The 21,057-nt window shown below is 34.8% G+C and carries 19 protein-coding genes; 9 read left to right on the top strand and 10 right to left on the bottom strand.

Annotated features, from left to right (window positions below; translation table 11 throughout):
• Positions 1-31: 31 nt before the first annotated feature.
• The 8 genes from BT156_RS17430 to BT156_RS17395 form a co-directional block, all read right to left on the bottom strand.
• Positions 32-1,918, bottom strand: a complete 1,887-nt coding sequence (locus BT156_RS17430) for an AMP-binding protein (RefSeq protein ID WP_072412125.1) — start codon at positions 1,916-1,918, stop codon at positions 32-34.
• Positions 1,919-2,063: 145 nt separating this feature from the next.
• On the bottom strand, positions 2,064-2,426 hold the full coding sequence (locus BT156_RS17425) for a response regulator transcription factor (protein WP_072412034.1): 363 nt from the start codon (positions 2,424-2,426) through the stop codon (positions 2,064-2,066).
• On the bottom strand, positions 2,423-5,134 hold the full coding sequence (locus BT156_RS17420; protein ID WP_072412033.1) for an ATP-binding protein: 2,712 nt from the start codon (positions 5,132-5,134) through the stop codon (positions 2,423-2,425). Before BT156_RS17420 ends, BT156_RS17425 begins: the two co-directional genes overlap by 4 nt.
• Entirely contained in the window at positions 5,127-5,321 is a 195-nt protein-coding gene (locus BT156_RS17415; RefSeq protein ID WP_072412032.1) for a hypothetical protein, read from the bottom strand. The genes BT156_RS17420 and BT156_RS17415 overlap by 8 nt, the downstream gene beginning before the upstream one ends.
• Positions 5,322-5,401: 80 nt before the next feature.
• Complete coding sequence (locus tag BT156_RS17410) at positions 5,402-5,629, bottom strand: DUF6814 family protein (RefSeq protein WP_072412031.1); 228 nt, start codon at positions 5,627-5,629, stop codon at positions 5,402-5,404.
• 43 nt (positions 5,630-5,672) lie between these two features.
• Positions 5,673-7,253, bottom strand: coding sequence for an MFS transporter (locus BT156_RS17405; RefSeq protein ID WP_072412030.1), 1,581 nt, complete (start codon positions 7,251-7,253; stop codon positions 5,673-5,675).
• Between the two features lie 281 nt (positions 7,254-7,534).
• Positions 7,535-8,914, bottom strand: a complete 1,380-nt coding sequence (locus tag BT156_RS17400) for a porin (protein WP_072412029.1) — start codon at positions 8,912-8,914, stop codon at positions 7,535-7,537.
• A gap of 250 nt (positions 8,915-9,164) precedes the next feature.
• Positions 9,165-9,581, bottom strand: a complete 417-nt coding sequence (locus tag BT156_RS17395; protein WP_072412028.1) for an IS1/IS1595 family N-terminal zinc-binding domain-containing protein — start codon at positions 9,579-9,581, stop codon at positions 9,165-9,167.
• Positions 9,582-9,739: 158 nt separating this feature from the next.
• Here BT156_RS17395 and BT156_RS17390 point away from each other — a divergent pair, with 158 nt between their 5' ends.
• The 8 genes from BT156_RS17390 to argH all read left to right on the top strand — a co-directional run bounded on the left by BT156_RS17390 (position 9,740) and on the right by argH (position 18,753).
• Positions 9,740-10,339 carry a GNAT family N-acetyltransferase gene (locus BT156_RS17390; protein WP_170857338.1) on the top strand — a complete coding sequence of 200 codons (600 nt, stop codon included), beginning with the start codon at positions 9,740-9,742 and terminating at the stop codon, positions 10,337-10,339.
• The gene (gene argG, locus BT156_RS17385) at positions 10,311-11,504 is read left to right on the top strand and encodes an argininosuccinate synthase (protein ID WP_072412027.1); all 1,194 of its coding nucleotides are present in this window, start codon (positions 10,311-10,313) and stop codon (positions 11,502-11,504) included. The genes BT156_RS17390 and argG overlap by 29 nt, the downstream gene beginning before the upstream one ends.
• A gap of 59 nt (positions 11,505-11,563) precedes the next feature.
• A complete protein-coding gene (argC, locus tag BT156_RS17380) occupies positions 11,564-12,550 on the top strand; it encodes an N-acetyl-gamma-glutamyl-phosphate reductase (protein ID WP_072412025.1) in 987 nt (328 codons plus the stop codon).
• Between the two features lie 291 nt (positions 12,551-12,841).
• Positions 12,842-13,981: an aspartate aminotransferase family protein gene (locus BT156_RS17375; RefSeq protein ID WP_072412123.1), complete on the top strand. Its 1,140-nt coding sequence runs from the start codon at positions 12,842-12,844 to the stop codon at positions 13,979-13,981.
• A gap of 235 nt (positions 13,982-14,216) precedes the next feature.
• Complete coding sequence (locus tag BT156_RS17370; RefSeq protein WP_072412023.1) at positions 14,217-15,176, top strand: N-acetylornithine carbamoyltransferase; 960 nt, start codon at positions 14,217-14,219, stop codon at positions 15,174-15,176.
• 7 nt (positions 15,177-15,183) lie between these two features.
• Positions 15,184-15,978 (top strand): acetylglutamate kinase, encoded by a 795-nt coding sequence (gene argB, locus BT156_RS17365; protein WP_072412021.1) that lies wholly within the window; start codon positions 15,184-15,186, stop codon positions 15,976-15,978.
• Positions 15,953-17,035 carry a M20 family metallo-hydrolase gene (locus BT156_RS17360; protein WP_072412019.1) on the top strand — a complete coding sequence of 361 codons (1,083 nt, stop codon included), beginning with the start codon at positions 15,953-15,955 and terminating at the stop codon, positions 17,033-17,035. Before argB ends, BT156_RS17360 begins: the two co-directional genes overlap by 26 nt.
• Before the next feature lie 413 nt (positions 17,036-17,448).
• Complete coding sequence (gene argH, locus BT156_RS17355; protein ID WP_072412017.1) at positions 17,449-18,753, top strand: argininosuccinate lyase; 1,305 nt, start codon at positions 17,449-17,451, stop codon at positions 18,751-18,753.
• A gap of 19 nt (positions 18,754-18,772) precedes the next feature.
• Here argH and BT156_RS17350 read toward each other — a convergent pair whose 3' ends face one another.
• Both BT156_RS17350 and BT156_RS17345 read right to left on the bottom strand, forming a co-directional pair.
• Complete coding sequence (locus BT156_RS17350) at positions 18,773-19,318, bottom strand: hypothetical protein (protein WP_072412015.1); 546 nt, start codon at positions 19,316-19,318, stop codon at positions 18,773-18,775.
• Between the two features lie 84 nt (positions 19,319-19,402).
• Positions 19,403-19,864: an Lrp/AsnC family transcriptional regulator gene (locus tag BT156_RS17345; RefSeq protein WP_072412013.1), complete on the bottom strand. Its 462-nt coding sequence runs from the start codon at positions 19,862-19,864 to the stop codon at positions 19,403-19,405.
• Positions 19,865-20,108: 244 nt separating this feature from the next.
• Between BT156_RS17345 and BT156_RS17340 the strand changes: the two genes are divergently transcribed.
• A complete protein-coding gene (locus tag BT156_RS17340) occupies positions 20,109-20,999 on the top strand; it encodes an aspartate carbamoyltransferase catalytic subunit (RefSeq protein ID WP_072412012.1) in 891 nt (296 codons plus the stop codon).
• Positions 21,000-21,057 lie beyond the last annotated feature (58 nt).

The following is a 21,057-nucleotide window of genomic DNA, read 5'->3' as shown; positions in this document are numbered from 1 at the left end:
TTATAATTTAAATGTATGCTTAATTTCCTGTTTAAGCCCTATATCCCTCGATTTTTTGTTGAATTTCTTCAATGATTTTTTCATCATCAATCGTTGACGGAATCTGAAATTCCTTACCGTCTAATAATGTTCTGATGAGCTTTCTTAAAATTTTTCCGGAACGTGTTTTCGGCAAACGTTTGACAATCATCACATTTTTAAGACAGGCAACGGCACCGATTTTTTCACGAACCGTTTTTACAATATCTTTTTCTACTTCTTCTTCTAAAATTGTTGAACCATTCTTTAAAACAACCGTTGCAAAAGGAATCTGACCTTTCAGATCATCATCAATTCCAACAACGGCGCACTCTGCAACATCGGGATGTGACGAAACAATTTCTTCCATTTCTGAAGTTGAAAGTCGGTGCCCTGCTACATTGATCACATCATCAACCCGACCTGTGATGAAAATATAACCGTCTTCATCTTTTATGGCTCCGTCGCCAGAGAAATAATAACCTTTATATTGTGACAAATAGCTGTCCTGAAAACGCTCATTATCATTCCAAATTCCCAATAATGAACCTGGCGGAAGCGGAAGCTTTATAATTAAATAGCCTTCCTGATGAGCATCCAATTCGTATCCGTTTTCATCAAAAATTTTAATATCGTATCCCGGAATTGGTTTTCCGGCAGCGGCTCTTTTAATTTTATAATTATCATCAAACGTCATTAAGCCTAACATCGGCCAGCCTGATTCTGTCTGCCACCAATGATCGATTGCGGGAACTCCGATATGTTTTTCAAACCAATCCAAAGTGGCTACATCACATCTTTCTCCTGCCAAAAACTGTTTTTTGAAATGGCTTAAATCATATTTTTTCACCAGTTCTCCGTTCGGATCTTCTTTTTTAATGGCTCGAATCGCTGTTGGAGCCGTAAACATCGCAGAAACTTTATACTCGGAAATTATTCTCCAAAATGTTCCTGCATCGGGCGTCATAATGGGTTTTCCTTCGAAAATAATCGTGGTATTTCTATTAATTAAAGGTCCATAAACCGAAAAACTATGACCAACCGCCCATCCAAAATCCGAAGCTGCCCAAAAAGTTTCTCCCTCTTCAATTCCATAAATATATTTCATGGAAAATTTTAAAGCCGTGGCGTAACCTCCTGTGTCACGAGTAATACCTTTGGGTTTTCCTGTTGTTCCTGATGTATACAACAAATAGAGTGGGTGAGTAGATTCAACAGAAACACAGTCAGCAGGCTCTGATTTTTGAACCAATTCTTCATAATCAATTAGTCCATCAAACATTTCGTGTTGATTATCAATTAATTTTCTGTTGTAAACAATAATATTTTCAACTTTGTCCTGAGCGAGTTCAATTGCTTTTTCAACCAATGGTAAATAAGGAATTCTCTTGGTGATTTCTACTCCGGCTGTTGCTGTAATTAATGCTTTTGGTTTGCAATCGTCAATTCTTACCACCAATTCGTGAGGTGCAAAGCCTCCAAAAACAACATTATGAATCACTCCGATTCTTGCACAAGCCAACATTGCAAAAAGCGTCTGCGGAATCATCGGCATATAAACAACGGCTGTATCCCCTTTTTTCAATCCCAGAGAAACCAAACCTCCTGCCAATTTTGAAATTTCCTCTTTTGCCTGATTGAAAGTGTACTGTATTTTTTGTTTGGTAACCGGAGAGTCGTAAACAATGGCAATCTGTTCTCCAAAACCGTCTTCAACGTGTTTATCAATACACAAATAGCATATATTGAGCTTTCCATCGGAGTACCATTGGGTGTAATCATTTTGGTCTTTAGAAAGAATTTGTGTGGGAAATTCAAACCAGTTGATTTCCTGAGCCTGTTCCTTCCAGAAATTCTCTTTGTCTTCTATGCTTTGTTTAAATGAAATATCTGGGTTCATATTGATTTTTGTATTATTGTGTTTGTCTTTGCGAGGAGCGAAGTGACGAAGCAATCTCTTAATAATTTTAACTTCTGAATTTAAAACTTAATGGTTTAAATTTTGAGATTGCTTCACTTTGTTCGCAATGACGATGTGTAAAATTCTACTCAAACATTTCCTCAATCTGCTGCATCAGTTTTTTAATCGAATAAGGTTTCGTTACATAAGCATCAGCTCCCATTTTCAGACCTTTTTCAATATCTCTCGGATTGTTTTTCGCACTTAGAAAAATGACTTTTGTATCTTTTAATTTTTTGTCTTGTTTAATAATATCCAACGTGCTGTAACCATCTAGATTGGGCATCATGATATCGAGTAGAATGACGTCGGGAATCATTGTTTTTAAAAATTCCAAGACTTCTGTTCCGTCTCTTGCGATGTAGACATCATAGCCATTTTTCTTGAAACTGTATTCCAGCGACATTAAAATTTTGTGTTCATCATCTGCAATGATTATCTTTTTCATATTGTGTTTTGATTTTGTTCAACTTCATTTTTAATCTCTTTTATTTTTTTGGGAAGGGTGATGGTGAAAGTTACACCCAGTCCGCTGTTTTCTGCTTTTATGGTTCCGCCTTGAGCTTGAACTATTTTCTTCGAAATAGCCAATCCAAGTCCGCTTCCTGTCGGTTTTAGGATATTTTGGTTTTTCGACTGATAAAATTTATCAAATATCATTTCCAGGTCTTCTTCAGGAATATGTTTTCCTGTGTTGAAAATGGTGATGATCAATTGACTTTCCCTTTCAGATAATTTAGTTTGTATTGTTCCCTGGTCGTCTGTAAATTTTAAAGCATTTCCTAAAATATTCTGAAATAATTGAATCATCCTTGCTTCGTCATATTCATATAAAAACTGGTTCAGAAGATTGACCTCACTTATATGGATATCTTTCTGTTGAATTAAATGGAGAAGCGGATTTAAAGCTTTTTTATACGTTTCAATAATATTGTTTTGCCTGATATGTAAGGTGATTTCACCATGCTCCAATTTGTCCAGGTACAAAATGTCATTAATAATTTCACTTAATCTGTCGGATTCTGTGATAATATTATTTAAAAACTCTCTTTTAATGTCTAAAGGAATATCGTCGTCGTCGGCTAAAATTTCTCCGGCCGAACGAATCGCGGTAATTGGAGTTCTTAATTCATGAGCCACGGAATCCAGGAAATCGTCCTTCTGATGGTCTTTAATGATTAAACTTTCATTCGCTTTTCGCAAATCATCCGATAGTTTTTGGAGTTCATCCGACTGTTCGGTGAGCTTTTTATTTAAAGTAATATTTTCTTTAGATTCCTCTAAAATGTTTAAAACTTCCTTTAAAGATATTTTATCTTCTTTGGTTACACCTTCAATTAAAATTTTTGCGGAAGCTGTTCCGATTCTTCCTGCCAAAAGATTTTCAGAGAATTTAATGAACCTTGAATCGGCTGTTTCTGTCTGAGAATCAATATTATATTTTAAATTGAAAATTCTCAAAGCCTGCTCCGTTTTATTTTTACCTAAAAATCGTTCCAGAATATTTTTAATATCCGAAACATAAGCTGTTCCGCGCCAGATGAAAGCATTTTCGTGATTTTGAATGTATTTATCAATATCAACATATAACTCGGCGAAATTTCTTTCACGATAATTCCCCTTCACACTAACAGAAATGATGGCAAATAAAGCGGTATTTACAAGCATTGACCAAAAGAAAATCTGCGGAATTTTACTTAAAAAAGAGATGCTGAAAAAATCAAAAGCATTATATATTTCTCTCAAAGCTCCCTTTAATTCTTGATTATAGGAGAAATAATATTGTGGAATAATTAATCCAAAATAACAAATTGCTAATCCTGCCAGCAATCCGATAACTGCGCCTTTATAGGTTCCTCTTCTCCAGAATAATGCGCCGAAAAATGCGGGTGCCAATTGCCCGATCACGACAAATGAAATCAAACCAACAGAATCCAGTGAAGTTTTTAAAATAAAATATTTATAAAAGCCAAACGCCATGATAATCAATGCGAAAATGCTGAATTTCCTGATGTTGGTAATGTTTCTGGTATTCTGAATTTCATTTTCTGATTTAAATTTTCCCAACAAACCGTAAGGAATAATCAAATTGTTCGAAAGCATGATGGATAAAGTAATTGCCGAAATAATGATCATTGAAATACAAGAACTTAACCCTCCAAGAAAAACCAAAACAGTAATTAAAGTATTATCAAAATGTTGCGGTATTAAAATAGAGTAGAACTCCGGATTAACGTTTTGCCCGGCAAAAATCAATCTTCCTCCCCAAGCGATTGGGAAGATAAAAATGGTGAAAATCAATAAATATAAAGGGAAGAACCAAATAGCTGTTTTGATATGTTTTTCCTGTCTGTTCTCAATAATTGCTGTGTGAAATTGTCTCGGAAGAATACAGATTGCTGTTCCTGAAATCAAACAAAGAACCATCCAGTTCATTGCGCCTTCGATTCCGTTGAAGGTATTTTTTTGTTTAAAATCTTCAAATTTACTCGCCTTTTCATAAATGTCCGAAAAACCATCAAAAGCATAATAAATTACGAATAATCCCAAAATAATAATGAAGAATAATTTTAGAAAGCTTTCCAATGCAATAGCTGAAATAATTCCTAACCGTTTTTCTGAAGCATCAACATATTTCGTTCCGTAATAGGATGAAAATAAAGCAATTAAAATAACAACAAAGGTTGCATTGTCCGTCAGAATATTTTGTGACATAGCAGTTTCTGTCACCAAGTGAAAAGTTTCTGATATCGCTTTGATCTGTAACCCAATGTATGGCACAATCGCCAAAAGACAGACGATTGTAATAATTGCACTGAAACTTCTGCTGTTACCATATCTCAACGAAATAAAATCTGCCAAACTGCTTATTTTATTAACCCTTGAAATTCTTACAATTCGTGTATTAATGTAGATCCATGCAGGAATTACCATGATGGGGCCAATATAAATGGGAAGGTAATTGAGTCCGCTTGTAGCTGCAACGCCAATGCTTCCGTAGTACGTCCAGGCCGTGCAGTACACTGCTAAAGACAGCGCGTAGATGTAAGGATTGTTGATCCAGACTTTGCTTTTTTTCTTCTCCGCCAAATGAGCGACTAAGAACAAAAGTGCCAGGTAGATCAAAACAACGATAAATAACGCAAAACTACTCATCATATTTTTTTACGATTACAAAAGAAATAATAATGGAAATCATCCAGACTGCGAACACATAAATCAAAATCATCGGATAGCCCAAAACTTCCTTTTCACTGTTGAACAGCAATGAAATAGGAATGCTGAATGCAATCAAAAGTCCGATGCTCAGGAGGATTAATTTTTGTTCGTGTCTCTTTTTCATAAGTGATAATTAATAAATGATAATTGATAAATCGACGGTGCTTAACTCATCATTTATCAATTATCATTCATGATTTATGGTTAGACTTTATCGTCAGAATATTCTCCTGTTAAAGAATAGTAGCCGAAAATTGCTAATCCTCCGGAGATAATCGGCATCAAAACAAACAGAATAATGATCCCGAATACCAGATCTTCCTGCTTTCCTGAAGTGATCTTTGGGATTCCCATGACCGTTATTCCGAAATATCCCACTACAAGAGCAGCTACGATCCAGATAACGCCAAATATTTTTTTTAGTGTGTCCATTTTAGTAGTATTAAAATTAATAAAAAATTGAGTGATTCAATGCTTAATCGTGAATATTATTGTTCTTATTTTTAAGATATATCATTCCGATGATCAGGCAGACTGCAGCAACCCCGATCGGATACCAAAGTCCCTGAAGATACCAGGTCGGATGTCCTGCATCTTTCCCGACGGTTACTAAATAGGTTGCAACGGCAGGAAGAAGTCCTCCAAACACCCCGTTTCCAATATGATACGGCAAAGACATCGATGTATAACGGATTCTCACCGGGAACATTTCTACTAGGAAAGCGGCAATCGGGCCGTAAACCATCGTTACAAATATCACCTGAATGAATACCAAAAACACCAAATACCATTTTGTATTGTCGGCTAATTTCACGGTTTGAGAAACTTTTGGTTCTTCAGCTTTTCCGTCTTTCATCGCAACACCACTCGGTGCCCAATGAACAACACTGTCTTTTTTAATTAAAGTTCCGTCTGTGTACAATATTTCTTTATGGAAAGTGACAAGACTGTCTGAAGCGATATCTTTATGAATTTTCGCAGTTCTTTTTTCTGTAATTCCGTTGGCTGCGACAGTTTTGGCTTCAAGATTTACACTTTTAAACATAGCATCATAAATCGGTCTGTAGGCTAAGATTGCCACCAGCATTCCGGTCATCATTATGGCTTTTCTTCCTATTTTATCTGAGAGCCAACCGAAAAATACGAAAAACGGTGTTCCCATCAATAAGGCGGTTGCCATTAAAGAATCGACCTGTGAAGATTCTACATTCATTACTTTTTGAAGGAAACTCATGGCGTAAAATTGTCCCGTGTACCAGATTACCCCTTGTCCCATTGCAGCTCCGAATAATGCCAATAAGACAAATTTGAAGTTGTATTTATTTCCGAAACTTTCTTTTAAAGGGTTTTTTGAAGTTTTTCCTTCACTTTTAGCTTTGGCAAAAAGCGGAGATTCTTTCATGTTTTTTCTGATGACATAAGAGACTCCCACCATTAAAATCGAGATCCAGAAAGGAACTCTCCATCCCCAACCATCAAATTCTTCTGCAGAAAGGGTGTTTTTAGTAATTAAAATTACAATTAAAGAAATGAAAAGCCCTGCTGTTGCAGTGGTTTGGATCCAAGAAGTCCAATAACCTCTTCTGTGTGGTTGGGCGTATTCTGCAACGTAAGTCGCTGCACCTCCGTATTCTCCACCCAATGCTAATCCTTGTAATAATCTTAAGATTAAAACTAAAACAGGCGCAAGATATCCGATGGTTTCAAAACTAGGGATACATCCGATGAGGAAGGTTGAAAATCCCATAATTAATAAAGTAACCAAAAACGTATATTTTCTCCCGATAATATCTCCTAATCTTCCGAAGAATAGAGCTCCGAAAGGTCTTACCACAAATCCGGCAGCAAAAGTTGCCAATGTAGATAAAAATGCTGCGGTTGGATTGTCTGACGGGAAAAATTTCGTAGCTAAAACAACTGCCAAGCTTCCAAAAATGTAGAAGTCGTACCATTCTATCAATGTACCGAGTGATGAGGCAGTGATCACGCTCCAAATGGTGCGGTTTTTCTGCTTTTCGGTCATGTTTTCGTAAGTATCATGATGATTTTCGCTCATATTGCTTGATTTTGATGTTAGTTAAAATTGATATTGAGTTTTATAATTTATTTTTAATTTAACCACAAAAGAGACAAAAGATTAACACATTAGTTATTTTTAAGTTTATTATTAAACTGTCAATAAGAAGAACACATGAGTTTAAAAAATCTTCTTGTATTGAGCGGAGTCGAAATATTATTCTTTTGTAATAAACCTTTGTTTTCTAAATAGACGAATAGCTTTTGTATCTTTTGTGGTTAAGATTTTATTAGTTTTAAATTATATTAAGCTTGATAGTTTTATAAATAAATTTGAAATTGCACAATAAATTCTCCTTTAGAAGATGGACTTTCTGTCGGACTCGTATAAACAGGTCGTGTTGAATATTGTGTTGTAATTTTTGCGTGATGTCCGTCAATAAACCAGTTGGCTCCGACATCGAACTGTGAAGATGATTTTTCTAGAGCATCGAAACTTTTATGTGTGTAAGCTGCAAAAGGCTGAATTCTTACTTTAGGTTTTTCTGCCTGATTGGGTAACAGTAAACCAGCCTGTGCGTAGATAATATTACCTGTTCCGATGGTTGGCTGTAGGTTTCCTGTTCCTGCAATAGCTTTATCACCGATAAAATTAGGATCGGAAGCTGCGATATTCATAATGCCTAAATTTCTGATATAATTCGAACCGAATTGATAGTTGTAATAGCCTGCATAAGCTGAAACTGCCATTTTATTTTTAGCATTTCCCAAAGGAATATCTGCGAAAGCATCGACGGCAAGAAGCGTGATATCGTGTTTCTCTATGGTTGAATTAACGGAAGTTCTTGTTCCGTCCTTCTGGTGATAAAAGCCAGCTCCCAAATTGAAAACTTTTTTAGTCCCCAAATAAGAACCTACTTTAAAAGGAAGCGTATTTGATTCTTCATCAAGGAATTGATATTCAACATAACCTGCTTTTGAAAAATTAGGATTTCCGTTATTGTCAACTGCTACGGCTTTTGCGGGATCAGTTACATTTGCAGGAATTAAATCTGTTGCAAAAGGTTTATTTAAGCTAAAACGATATTCTAATTTGCCGTATTTTCCTTTGGCAAACATTCCTAATTGCCTTGCAAACTGATCAGAATTATCTATCAAAGGCCATGTGAAAATAGGGGAATCAACCGTCAGGAAATTCAATGTAGAAGCCATTGTCATACGAGAAAGTCCCATATAATAATGAAGTCCGGCTCCTAAAGATAAACTGAATTTTCCCGCTTCTCCAGGTAAAATAACTGCGTATTCGTTCCAGGCGTCATGAAAAAACATTTGAGGCTTTTTGCCGTTTCCATAACCTCCAGTTCCGGAAGTTCCCGAACCGCCTCCGTTGATAAATGTTTGATTATTAATCCCAAAATGAGCCAGAATCATATATCTTTTGGAAATCTGAGCGTATGCTAAAACACGTAATCGTCTGTTTCCTAAGCTCCAGGAATTGTCTGTTGGTTCGCCTCCAACCATGCTTCCTGGATTCATTTGGGTATTTCTTAACCAAAATTGATCCCATAAGATAAACCTGACGTATTTGTCGCCTTGAGGATTGAGGTTTAATTTAAGTCCGCCTCCGTAATCGTGGGAGCCTTGTGAGTATAAAGAATTACTGATTAGAGCTAATCCAATAAATGTGAGTATTTTCTTCATAAATTATCAATTTTTGGCGTTGTTTTTTGTGAAAGCCAAATTGTAATTAATAATTTGTTTACGAAAATTTAATATATATTAGTGGTAAGTTTATAGTTATGAGTTTTAAATTATGAATTATGAGTTCTGGAAGTGTTAAAATTTTTAATTATATTTGTTTTTAATATTTTGATTAATAATTTGTTATGTATTTAATATGATTGTTTGAAAAGCTTATAATTCATAATTTAAAACTCATAACTCTTTAACCTTATTTTTTAAAACGCTCCCATTTGATCAACATATATTTATCTGCAAACTGAGTAATAATAATTCCTGAATTTTTAAGATTTTCTTCCTTAGACATGTATTCAATCAATTCATTTTGTTTTAAAATTTTATATACAGGATGGAATTCAGAATGTGGTGGCCTTGTAATGTTATACTTTTTAATCCATGAACTAATTGTAACATGGGAAACACCAATAATTCTTTCTATTTCACGGAAACTTAAACCTTCAAGATAAAGCTGGAGTGCTTTTGTTACATAGTAATCGTCTATTTTTTTTCCTAATTTTTTTACGGTAAAATAATAATTACATTCCTTACAGAGGAACCTTTGTTTCTCATTGATGATTCCGCTTTTTACAATTTTATTGCTGTTGCATTTGGGGCAATTATTTTCCATATATAGTATTTTAGCAAATATATAATAAATTAGCAAAATTATATTTTCTTATAAAGATAATTTTACCTGCTAATTCTATTTAAACAAAAATAATATCTTTTTTATTTGGATTTTAAAGTTATTATGCTTTAAATTTGCCAAAAAATTCAGATAAATAAATGGAAATAGAAATTTCCTCATGCGAACATTTAATGTATGTGAGTGAAATACAGCAGGAAATGTATGATTCTGCACAGCGACGGGGAACGGGCATCGCAAAACGTTCCATAGAATATTTAAGTAAAAAGATTTCAGATGGTAATGCTGTAATAGCCACTGAAAACGGCGAATGGGTGGGGTTCTGTTATATAGAAACCTGGTCACATGGTCAGTTTGTGGCCAACTCAGGGTTGATCGTTTCTCCCAATTTTAGGAATAGAGGAGTGGCAACTTTGATAAAAAACAGAGTTTTTCAATTGTCTAGAGACAAATATCCGACTGCGAAAGTTTTTGGGTTGACAACAGGTCTTGCGGTAATGAAAATCAACAGTGATTTGGGTTACAAACCGGTAATTTATTCTGAATTGACACAAGATGAAGAATTCTGGAACGGTTGCAAAAACTGTGTGAATTATGAAATTTTAATGAAAAAAGAACGTAAAAACTGTCTTTGTACAGCAATGCTTTTCGTTCCTGAAAATAATAAAGTAAATGGTGTTGTAAATAATCAACCCGAAAATCAATATCAAAATGAGCAAGAAAGTAATCTTAGCGTTTAGCGGAGGTCTAGATACCTCTTACTGTGCCAAATATTTGAGTGAAACACTTGGATACGAGGTGTATGCAGTAACTGTAAATACCGGAGGTTTTTCTAAAGAAGAGGAAAAAGAACTGGAGAAAAAAGCCTTTAATCTTGGGGTAAAAGAATACAGGTGCGTTGATGCTCAGGAGGATTATTACAATTCTTGCGTAAAATATTTGATCTTTGGTAATGTCTTGAAAAACAACACGTATCCGTTGTCTGTAAGTGCTGAACGTACGATCCAGGCGCAGGAAGTTGCAAAATATGCCATTGAAATCGGTGCTGATGCGATTGCTCACGGAAGTACAGGTGCAGGAAATGACCAAGTTCGTTTCGACTTGATTTTTCAGGTAATGTGCCCGAATGTAGAAATTATTACGCCGATTCGTGATATGTCCTTATTTCGTGAAGAAGAAATTGAATTTTTGAAAAACCACGGCTATGAAATGGAATTCCAGAAAGCGCAATATTCTGTCAATAAAGGACTTTGGGGAACTTCAGTTGGCGGAAAAGAAACGTTGACTTCAAGAAATTATCTTCCGGAAGAAGCTTTTCCATCTCAAATTAAAGAAACTCAGCCTTCAGAACTGGAAATTGAGTTCAAAAATGGTGAAGTTGTAGCGGTAAACGGTGAAAATTTTGAACATTCAGTATATGCAATTCAGAAAATTGAAGAATTGGCTTCTGCGTACGGAATCGGTCGTGATATCCACGTTGGAGATACGATTGTTGGAATTAAAGGAAGAGTCGGTTTCGAAGCAGCAGCAGCGTCTGTGATCATCAAAGCGCACCATTTATTGGAAAAACATACGCTTTCAAAATATCAGCAGATGATGAAGTCTCAATTGTCTGATTGGTACGGAAACTGGCTTCACGAAGCACTTTTCTTAGATCCTGTGATGAGAAATATCGAGTCTTTCTTAGTTGATTCTCAGAAAACGGTGAGCGGAAAAGTTTTTGTAACGCTTCATCCCTATAGATTTATTTTAAACGGAATTGAATCTAAGCATGATCTAATGTCTGATAAATTTGGAAGTTATGGCGAAGCAAACAGAGCGTGGACGGGCGAAGATGTGAAAGGTTATACGAAAATCGTAAGCAATTCTTTAAATATATATCATCAGATTAATTCTGGATTTTAACAGAGAACCCGAAGGGTTCAATAACAGTAGCCATAGGTGAAACCTGTGGTAAAATAAAAATGATTGCGATTAATCAAAAAGAAATAAAAACAGCAGGAATAATCGGTGCCAACGGCTACACAGGAAGCGAATTAGTTCGTCTGTTGGCTTTTCATCCCAATGTGACTTTGAGTTTTTTATATAGTCGTTCGAATTCGGGGACAAAGATTTCAGATTTGTACCCGGATTTAGCGACGGTTTGTGAAATGGTTTTAACAGATCATCCTGAGGATGTTGATATTTTATTTTTATGTCTTCCTCACAAAGAAAGTCAAAATTGGCTGACTCAAAATGCTGTAAAAGAAGAAACGTTGGTAATCGATTTAGGAAATGATTTTCGTTTAGATGGGAATTTTGAAAACAGAAATTTTATCTACGGATTACCTGAAATCAATAAAAAAGATCTTTTAGGAGCGAAAAGTATTGCAAATCCGGGATGCTTTGCGACAGCGATTCAACTGGCCTTGTTTCCATTAGCTCAAAAAGGTTTGTTGAATGAGGTTTACACAACGGGAATTACAGGTTCAACAGGGGCGGGTCAGTCTTTACAGCCGACTACGCATTTCACTTGGAGAAACGATAATGTTTCAGCGTATAAAACTTTGACACATCAACATGTAGATGAGATTTTACAGCAGTTAGTTTCTTTTAATACGAATGAAATCAGTCTGAATTTTGTTCCATGGAGAGGGGATTTTGCGAGAGGAATTTTTACGAGTTCCACGGTGAAAACAGATTTAGAACTTTCAGATATTGAGCAATTGTTTAAGGATTTTTATGCAGATGAGCCTTTTGTAAAGGTAAGTGAAAAAGCAATTGATTTAAAACAGGTTGTCAACACCAATCGCTGTGTGATTCATATAGAAAAGAGTGGAAATGTCGCGGTTATTCACTCAGCGATTGACAATTTGTTGAAAGGAGCTTCAGGACAGGCAGTTCAAAACATGAATATTGCAATGGGTTGGGAAGAAAATTTAGGATTGAATTTGAAGCCTATAGCGTTTTAAATGTGAATGGTCAATAAGTCAATAGTGAATTTTTAAACTCAAAATAAAACCGACTTAGGAAAATGGAGCGTTAAGAAAATTGAAATTTAATCCGTTAAAAAATTCCCACTGTTTGAGCACGAGACAAATTCTCAATCAAAGAACAAATAGTCAATTCGTGCGAGTTTTGGGGATTTTAGAATTTAATTTAAATTTTTAGCGGAATTTTCCAGTCTTGAATTTTTGTTTCTTTTGTTTGACTACGTCGAATCTTCGATTTCAAGACAAAAGAAATTAATTAAAACAAAAAAAATGAATTTATTCAACGTATATCCATTATTTAACATAAATCCGGTAAAAGCTCAAGGATCATTTCTTTGGGACGATAAAGGAGAAAAATATCTTGATTTTTACGGAGGTCACGCGGTAATTTCTATCGGGCACAACCATCCGCATTATCAAACTCAATTAAAAAGCCAATTAGATAAAATATCTTTCTATTCAAACTCGGTTCAGAATGAATTACAGACTGAATTGTCGGGAAAATTAGGAAAACTTTCAGGTTTAGAAGATTACAATTTGTTCTTGTGTAATTCAGGAGCTGAAGCGAACGAAAATGCTTTAAAACTGGCTTCTTTTCACAACGGAAAAAGCAAAGTGCTGTATTTTTCAGGTTCATTTCATGGCAGAACTTCAGCGGCAGTTTCCGTGACAGATAACCCGAAAATTGTAGCTCCGGTAAATTATGACGAAAGATTCATCAAATCTGAATGGAATAACATAGAACAGCTTGAAGCAATTTTCGAAAAACAGGGAAGTGAAATTTCATCTGTAATTATTGAAGGAATTCAGGGAGTTGGCGGAATTATGATTCCAACGGTTGAATTTTTAACTAAAATTAAAGAATTATGTGAAAAACATGATGCTGTTTTGATTTTAGATGAAGTTCAGTCAGGTTACGGAAGAAGCGGATATTTCTTTGCTCACCAAGAGTTTGGTATTGAGGCTGATATCATTACAACCGCAAAAGGAATGGGGAACGGCTTCCCAATCGGCGGAGTGTTGATTCACCCTAAATTTCAGGCAAGCAACGGTTTGCTGGGGACAACTTTTGGCGGAAATCACTTAGCTTGTGTCGCTGCGATTGCTGTATTGGACGTGATGAAAGATGAGAATCTCATCGAAAATGCTCAAAAAATGGGCGAGTATATTGAAAACGAAATTAAAGATTTTCCACATATCAAAGTGATCCGAAGGAAAGGGCTGATGATTGGAATTGAACTCGACAGGGATTGCTCGGACGTGAGGAATAACTTGTTGTACAATCATCATATTTTCACAGGAAACTCCAAAGATAAGGCTGTGTTGAGGATTCTTCCGGCGCTTAACATTAAAAAAGAAGAAACCGATATTTTTATTAATGCTTTGAAAGAAGTATTGGAGCAAATTTAAACTTTGAAAACATTACGGTCTGTCGTTCTGAACGAAACGAAGTGTAGTGAAGAATCTCTTTTATAATATTAATAGATTCTTCCTTCGTCAGAATGACAAATGCAACTTTCAATTGCTGAGTGAAACGCCCTTGCGAACGTAAAAAATTTTTGTAGTTAAAAAAAGCTTTGCGACCATTGCGTTAAAAAACTCACCACAAATATGTAAGATAAAAAATCTTTAAAATCAATTCAAAATGAAAAAATTTACCTCTGTAAGCGATGTTGAAAACTTACAGGAAATCATAAAAAAAGCTTTACAAATTAAAGAAAATCCTCTTTCGGAAACCGAGAAAGGAAAAGGAAAAACAATCGGACTTGTATTTTTAAACTCAAGTTTGAGAACACGTTTAAGCAGTCAGATTGCAGCACAAAATTTAGGGTTAAATGTGTTAACTTTAAATGCAGCACAAGAAGCCTGGAATCTGGAATTCGCAGACGGAGCCATAATGAACGGAGATACCGTAGAGCACATCAAAGATGCGATTGAAGTATTAAATCAATATTGCGACATCATTGCAGTTCGTTGTTTTGCAGGAATGAAAAGCAAAGAAGATGATGTTAACGAAAGTATTTTAAGTCAATTTAAACAACATGCGAAAGTTCCGGTAATTTCTCTGGAATCGGCTACCCGTCACCCTTTGCAAAGCTTGGCAGACTGCATCACGATTACCGAAAACTGGAAAAAAGAACATAAGCCAAAAGTGGTTTTAACTTGGGCGCCTCACATCAAACCGATTGCTCATGCGGTAGGAAATTCTTTCGCAGAATGGATGCAGGAAATGGATGTGGAATTGGTAATCGCTAATCCTGAAGGATATGATTTAGATAAAAACTTCACAAAAGATGTAAAAGTAATCCATAATCAGGATGAAGCGTTGAAAGATGCGGATTTTATTTATGTGAAAAACTGGTCGTCTTTCGATGATTATGCCGCAATGCCTGAAGTAAAAGAAAGCTGGATGCTGACGAATGAAAAATTGGCTAATACCAATCATGCAAAAGTGATGCACTGCCTTCCGGTTCGTCGTAATGTAGAATTGAGTGATGAGGTAATGGATGGTGAAAATTCTATCATTTATCAACAGGCAAAAAACCGAATTTTCTCTGCGCAGGCTGTTTTCTCTGAAATTTTAGATGAAATTAATTCAAAATAATTAAATCATGCAAGAAAAGCTTTTTGTTGTAAAAATCGGCGGTGCTTTAATTGATGATGAGGAATTATTGAACGAATTTCTGAAGCAGTTTTCTGAAATTAAGGAAAAGAAAATTTTAGTTCACGGAGGCGGAAAATTAGCAACCACATTGGCGGATAAATTAGGCGTTGAACAAAAAATGATCAACGGACGAAGAATCACAGATAAAGATACGTTGGATATTGTGGCGATGGTCTATGCGGGGGGAATCAACAAAAATATCGTGGCTAAACTTCAGCAGAAAAAATGTAAAGCAATAGGATTTTCGGGAGCTGATGCAAATTTAATTAAAGCTAAAAAAAGAGAACACGCAGAAATAGATTTCGGATTTGTAGGAGATATTGAGAAGAAAAGTGTGAACAGGAAATTGATCTCAAAATTAATTAAACTTAAACTTGTTCCTGTATTTTCAGCAATCACTCACGACAAAAAAGGAAATCTCTTCAATACCAATGCAGACACGATTGCTTCGGTAATTGCTCAGGCTTTGTCTTCAAAATATGATGTTGAATTATTGTATTGTTTTGATAAATCAGGTGTTTTGGAAGATGTCGAAAATCCTGAATCTGTTATAAAAAATATTTCTGAAGAAGAATTTTCAACCTTAAAAAATGAAGGAAAACTTCACAAAGGAATTCTTCCCAAGTTGGAAAACGCTCTTGGAGCCGTAAAAAATAATGTAAATAAGGTATTCTTAATTAAAGAAACTGAATTGAAAAACCATATAGAAAACCATCATGCAGGAACTGAAATCTGTTTATAGTAAAGAAGAATTACTGAATAACGCAGTGGATTTGCTGAAAAAACTGATAGAAATTCCGTCATTCAGCAAAGATGAATATAATACGTCTGTGGAGATTGAAAACTTTTTTAAAAAGAACAATATTCCGACAAAACGTTTTAAAAATAACATCTGGGCGGTGAACAAAAATTTTGATGTTTTCAAACCGTCGATTTTACTGAATACGCATCACGACACGGTAAAACCGAATAAAGCTTACACTTTAGATCCGTTTTTAGCCATTGAAAAAGACGGAAAGTTATTTGGATTGGGAAGCAATGATGCAGGCGCTTCTCTGGTTTCGATGGCGCAGGTTTTTTTACATTTTTATGATAAAGAAGATTTACAATATAATTTAGTTGTTGCTTTGACGGCTGAGGAGGAGATTTCAGGTTTTGACGGAATTGAAGCTTTATTTCCCCAACTACCAAATATCGAGCTTGCCATTGTAGGGGAACCAACGCAGATGAATCTGGCAATCGCGGAAAAAGGACTTTTGGTTATTGATGGGGAAATGAAAGGCACTCCTTCTCACGCCGCTCATCCGAATAATGATAATTCGATTGTAAAATGTATGGAAGATTTACAGCAAATTTTAAGCTTTAAATTTTCTAAAGTTTCAGATTATTTGGGTGAAGTTAAAGTTACATTGTCTGGAATTCATGCCGGAGTTCAGCATAACGTAGTTCCGGAATCGTGTGCTTTTACTTTAGATGTTAGGGTTACGGATGAATATTCTAATGAAGAAGCGTTTGAAATCATTCAATCACAGATGAAATCAACTTTAACGGCAAGATCTTTCAGATTAAATTCATCAAAAATCGAAATGGATCATCCGTTTGTAAAGGCAGGTTTGGAAATTGGGAGGACAACTTACGGTTCACCAACTTCATCTGATCAGGCAATTATTCCGTGTACATCGGTAAAAATCGGTCCCGGTGACAGTAGGCGCTCGCACACTGCGGATGAATACATATATATAGATGAAATAAAAGAAGGAATTGAGATTTATATCCAGATTCTAGAAAGAGTTTTATAAAACGACTTCGGAAAATTAAGCGTAAAGAAAATTAGTTCTGTGAACGTTAAGAAAATTCTACTGTTTGAAGCGCGAGACAAATATTAAATTGAAAAACAAATATTGAATTCGCGCAAGTTTTAGAATTTTTAGAGAACAGAAATAATTTTTAGCGAAAGTTTCCAGTCTTGAAATAACATTCGCCGACTTTATGGAGGCAATTTTTGTTTCTTTTGTTTCAAGACAAAAGAAAATAAAGAATTTGATTTTAGTTAGTTTTTTACTGTTTTGACTACACTCAGCAGGCAATGAAGTTTGAAATATTTTTAATAAAGATTTATGCAAAAATTAAATTAGAAATGAAAGACTTGTACAAAATAATAATATTGTCCTGTTGAGTTGTCAGAACAAACTAAATTTTTAAAGAAAAAAATATGAAAAAGATATGGCAGAAGGATGACCTGGCCACCAATATATTAGTCAATAAATTTACAGTCGGGAAAGATCTTGACTTTGATGAACGTTTAGCAAAATACGATGTTAAAGGTTCTATGGCGCACTGTAAAATGTTGGCAGAAGTTGGAATTATTTCCAATGAAGAATCAGAACAGATGTTATCTGTTTTGGAAGAAATTTTGAAAGATATCGAAAACGGAACTTTTGAAATTGATAAAACTGCGGAAGACATTCACTCGCAGGTAGAGTCTGTCTTAATTGAAAAATTAGGCGATACAGGAAAGAAAATTCATACCGCAAGATCTAGAAATGATCAGGTTTTATTGGATATAAAACTGTATTTAGTTGATGAAATCCGTGAAATTACAGCGTTGACAGACGAATTCTTTCAAATATTAATCAAACTGGCGGATCAGCATAAAAATGTTCTGCTTCCGGGATATACACACTTACAAATTGCCATGCCTTCATCTTTCGGATTATGGTTTGGCGCTTATGCTGAAGCTTTGTTGGATGATGTTGAAATGCTTTTCTCGGTTAAAAACATCATTAATAAAAACCCGTTGGGTTCAGCCGCGGGATATGGTTCGTCTTTCCCGATCGACCGTGAGAGTACAACGTATAATTTAGGCTTCCAGTCGATGAATTATAATTCGGTTTACGCTCAAATGACGCGCGGAAAGTCTGAAAAAATGCTGTCGATGGCAATGGCAACTTTGGCAGGAACCTTGGGGAAATTTGCTTATGATGTTTGTTTATATTTAAGTCAGAACTTTGATTTTATAAGCTTTCCAAAGGAATTTACGACAGGAAGCAGTATTATGCCGCACAAGAAAAATCCGGATATTTTTGAATTGGTTCGTGCACGTTGCAATAGAATTCAATCACTGCCGAATGAGTTTATTTTATTGACGAATAATCTTCCTTCAGGGTATCACCGAGATATGCAGTTGACAAAGGAAATTCTTTTCCCTGCTATCGATTCTTTGAAAGAATGCCTTGAAATTTTAAGTTATACATTACCCAATATTCAGGTAAAAGATGGAATTTTGGAAGATGAAAAGTATAAATATCTTTTCAGTGTAGAAAAGATCAATGAAGAAGTGAAAAACGGAAGTTCATTCCGTGATGCCTATGTAAAAGTAGGGCAGGAGATTGAAAATAATGAGTTTGATTTTGAAATAGGAAACCTAAACCACACCCATCAGGGAAGTATCGGAAATCTTTGTTTGGAGAAAATAGAATATCAGTTTAATAAACTGAAAAATAAATTATTGGGTTGATTTTGACTAAGCGAGAGATTTATTTTTTACTTGAAATATATAATGTTCCAATTTGTGTAGATTTATCATAATCAAATAAACGTTTTTCAACCTGTCTTGGCGTTATATTCAGACTATTAGAAATTTGTCGTATAACTTCTAAATATTTTGCCCACTGTGTTAAAGTAAAGTTTTGCCCTTTAGGATTTTCTGTTACAAGTTGGTTTTTATAAAGTTGTCTCCAAACTCTTATGTCAATAACGGGATACTTTAATGGATTAGAAAACATTAAAATTGCAGATGCACTTGGATAATTTACTCCATTCAAAGCCGTCAGAATATGAATTTTTATTTTCTCATCTTCTTGCATTAATGCATATTTAGTAATTGTTTCAAAATCAGCGTTTGTATTTTTATCGTAATGTTTAAAAGGTCTTGGTGATTTCCAGTTTAAAATTTTCATTCCAAGTTCTTTTGTTAGAAATCCGTTTTTATTTATTGAATGAGCGAGATTAAAAATTTGTTCAGTCTTATTGTCTGATGTATCTGGAATTTCTGAAATGATTTGTATTAAATCTTCTTGCATTATCATTTAAATTGAAATTTTTGATTAGATTATATAGTAGGATATCTAATAATAAGAGGTGACTACGATTTGTAATTTAAATATTTATCCCAAATCAATCTTAAACTTAGTAGATTTTTTAACTTCGTGAAGAACAATAGAACTGTGATATTGCCCGATATTAGGGATATTTGAAATAATATTGACCGCAAATTCATTATAAGAGTTGATATCCTTTGCAATGATTTTCAGCATATAATCGTATTCGCCGGAAAGACTGATAATTTCCTGAACTTCATCATACTGCATGATGTTTTTCTCGAACGTTTCCAATACTTTTTTAGACTGTTCCTTGAGACGCACGTTGCAATAAACAACAATATTTAAACCCAGTTTTTCGCGGTTCAAAAGCCCTACATATTTCTCGATAATTCCTTGTTTCTCTAATTGTTTGATTCTTTCATAGGTCGGAGTGAAGGTAAGACCAATCTTTTCTGAAATGTCTTTCACAGAATAAGTAGAGTCCTCCTGAATGATGCTGAGAATCATTTTGTCTTTTAAGTCCATAAACAAGGTTTGAGTTTTAACAAAAATAGTATTTAAAAATGAAAAGTAAAGAATGATTAAAGTTTTTTAATTTATTTGAAACTTTGGTTTTGTCAGTTTCAGAATTTATTGTATCTTTGCACCTAATGAATAACACAGTATTTATATCATTAGAATTACCGGGCGTAGACGCCCTTTACGATATTTATTTATAGTAAGCGAAGATATTTTCTTCGCTTTTTTTTTGTGAAAAATTTAAGATATTATGTTTACTATTACAGAACTAAGCACCGAGAGAATCAACAGTATACTGGCTGAAGCGATGGCTTTTGCGAATGGAAAAACTGCCAAAATTGAAGGAGAAGTTTTTTGCTCAAATCTCTTTTTTGAGGACAGTACAAGAACGAAAACAAGTTTTGATATTGCCGAAAGAAAATTAGGATTGCAGGTGGTTCCCTTCGATGCATCTCACAGTTCGGTAAACAAAGGGGAAAGTCTTTATGATACGGTAAAAACAATTGAAAGTTTAGGAATAAACCTAGTTGTAATAAGAGACAAGAAAGACAGATATTTTGATGAATTAGAAAACATTAAAATTCCTGTCATCAACGGAGGAGACGGAACAGGAAATCACCCATCTCAATGTATGCTGGATTTGCTGACAATTTATCAGGAATTTGGAAAATTTGAAGGCTTAAAAGTAGGGATCGTAGGTGATGTAAAACACAGCCGGGTTGCCAATTCAAATGCTGAAGCATTAAGAAGATTAGGCGCAAAAGTTTACTTCTCTGGACCTGAACAATGGTTTGACGAAGGCGCTTTAATTAATGGAACATATCTTTCTGTAGATGAAATGATAAAAGATGTTGATGTTTTAATGTTGCTAAGAATACAGCACGAAAGGCACGATGCAAAAATGAGTTTCTCCGCTTCAGATTACCATAGAAAATATGGTTTGACGAAAGAAAGAGAAAAAGCGATGAAAAAAGAAGCCATCATCATGCATCCGGCACCTATCAACAGAGGAGTTGAGATTGATACAGACTTAGTAGAATGCGAACGTTCAAGAGTTTTCAAACAAATGCAGAACGGAGTCTTCGCAAGAATGGCCATTTTAAAAGAAGCCTTAGAAAAAGAAGGATATACTTTTAAATAAGCTAAATAAAATTAAGAAAAAAATAAATAAAATAACAGAATGCAGAAGTCTGACTTCT

It is taken from the genome of Chryseobacterium limigenitum (genome assembly GCF_900114875.1).
GTDB classification, from domain to species: Bacteria; Bacteroidota; Bacteroidia; order Flavobacteriales; family Weeksellaceae; genus Chryseobacterium; species Chryseobacterium limigenitum.
The sequence above is the reverse complement of the archived record's forward strand: the minus strand, read 5'-3'. Positions and strand labels throughout refer to the sequence as shown.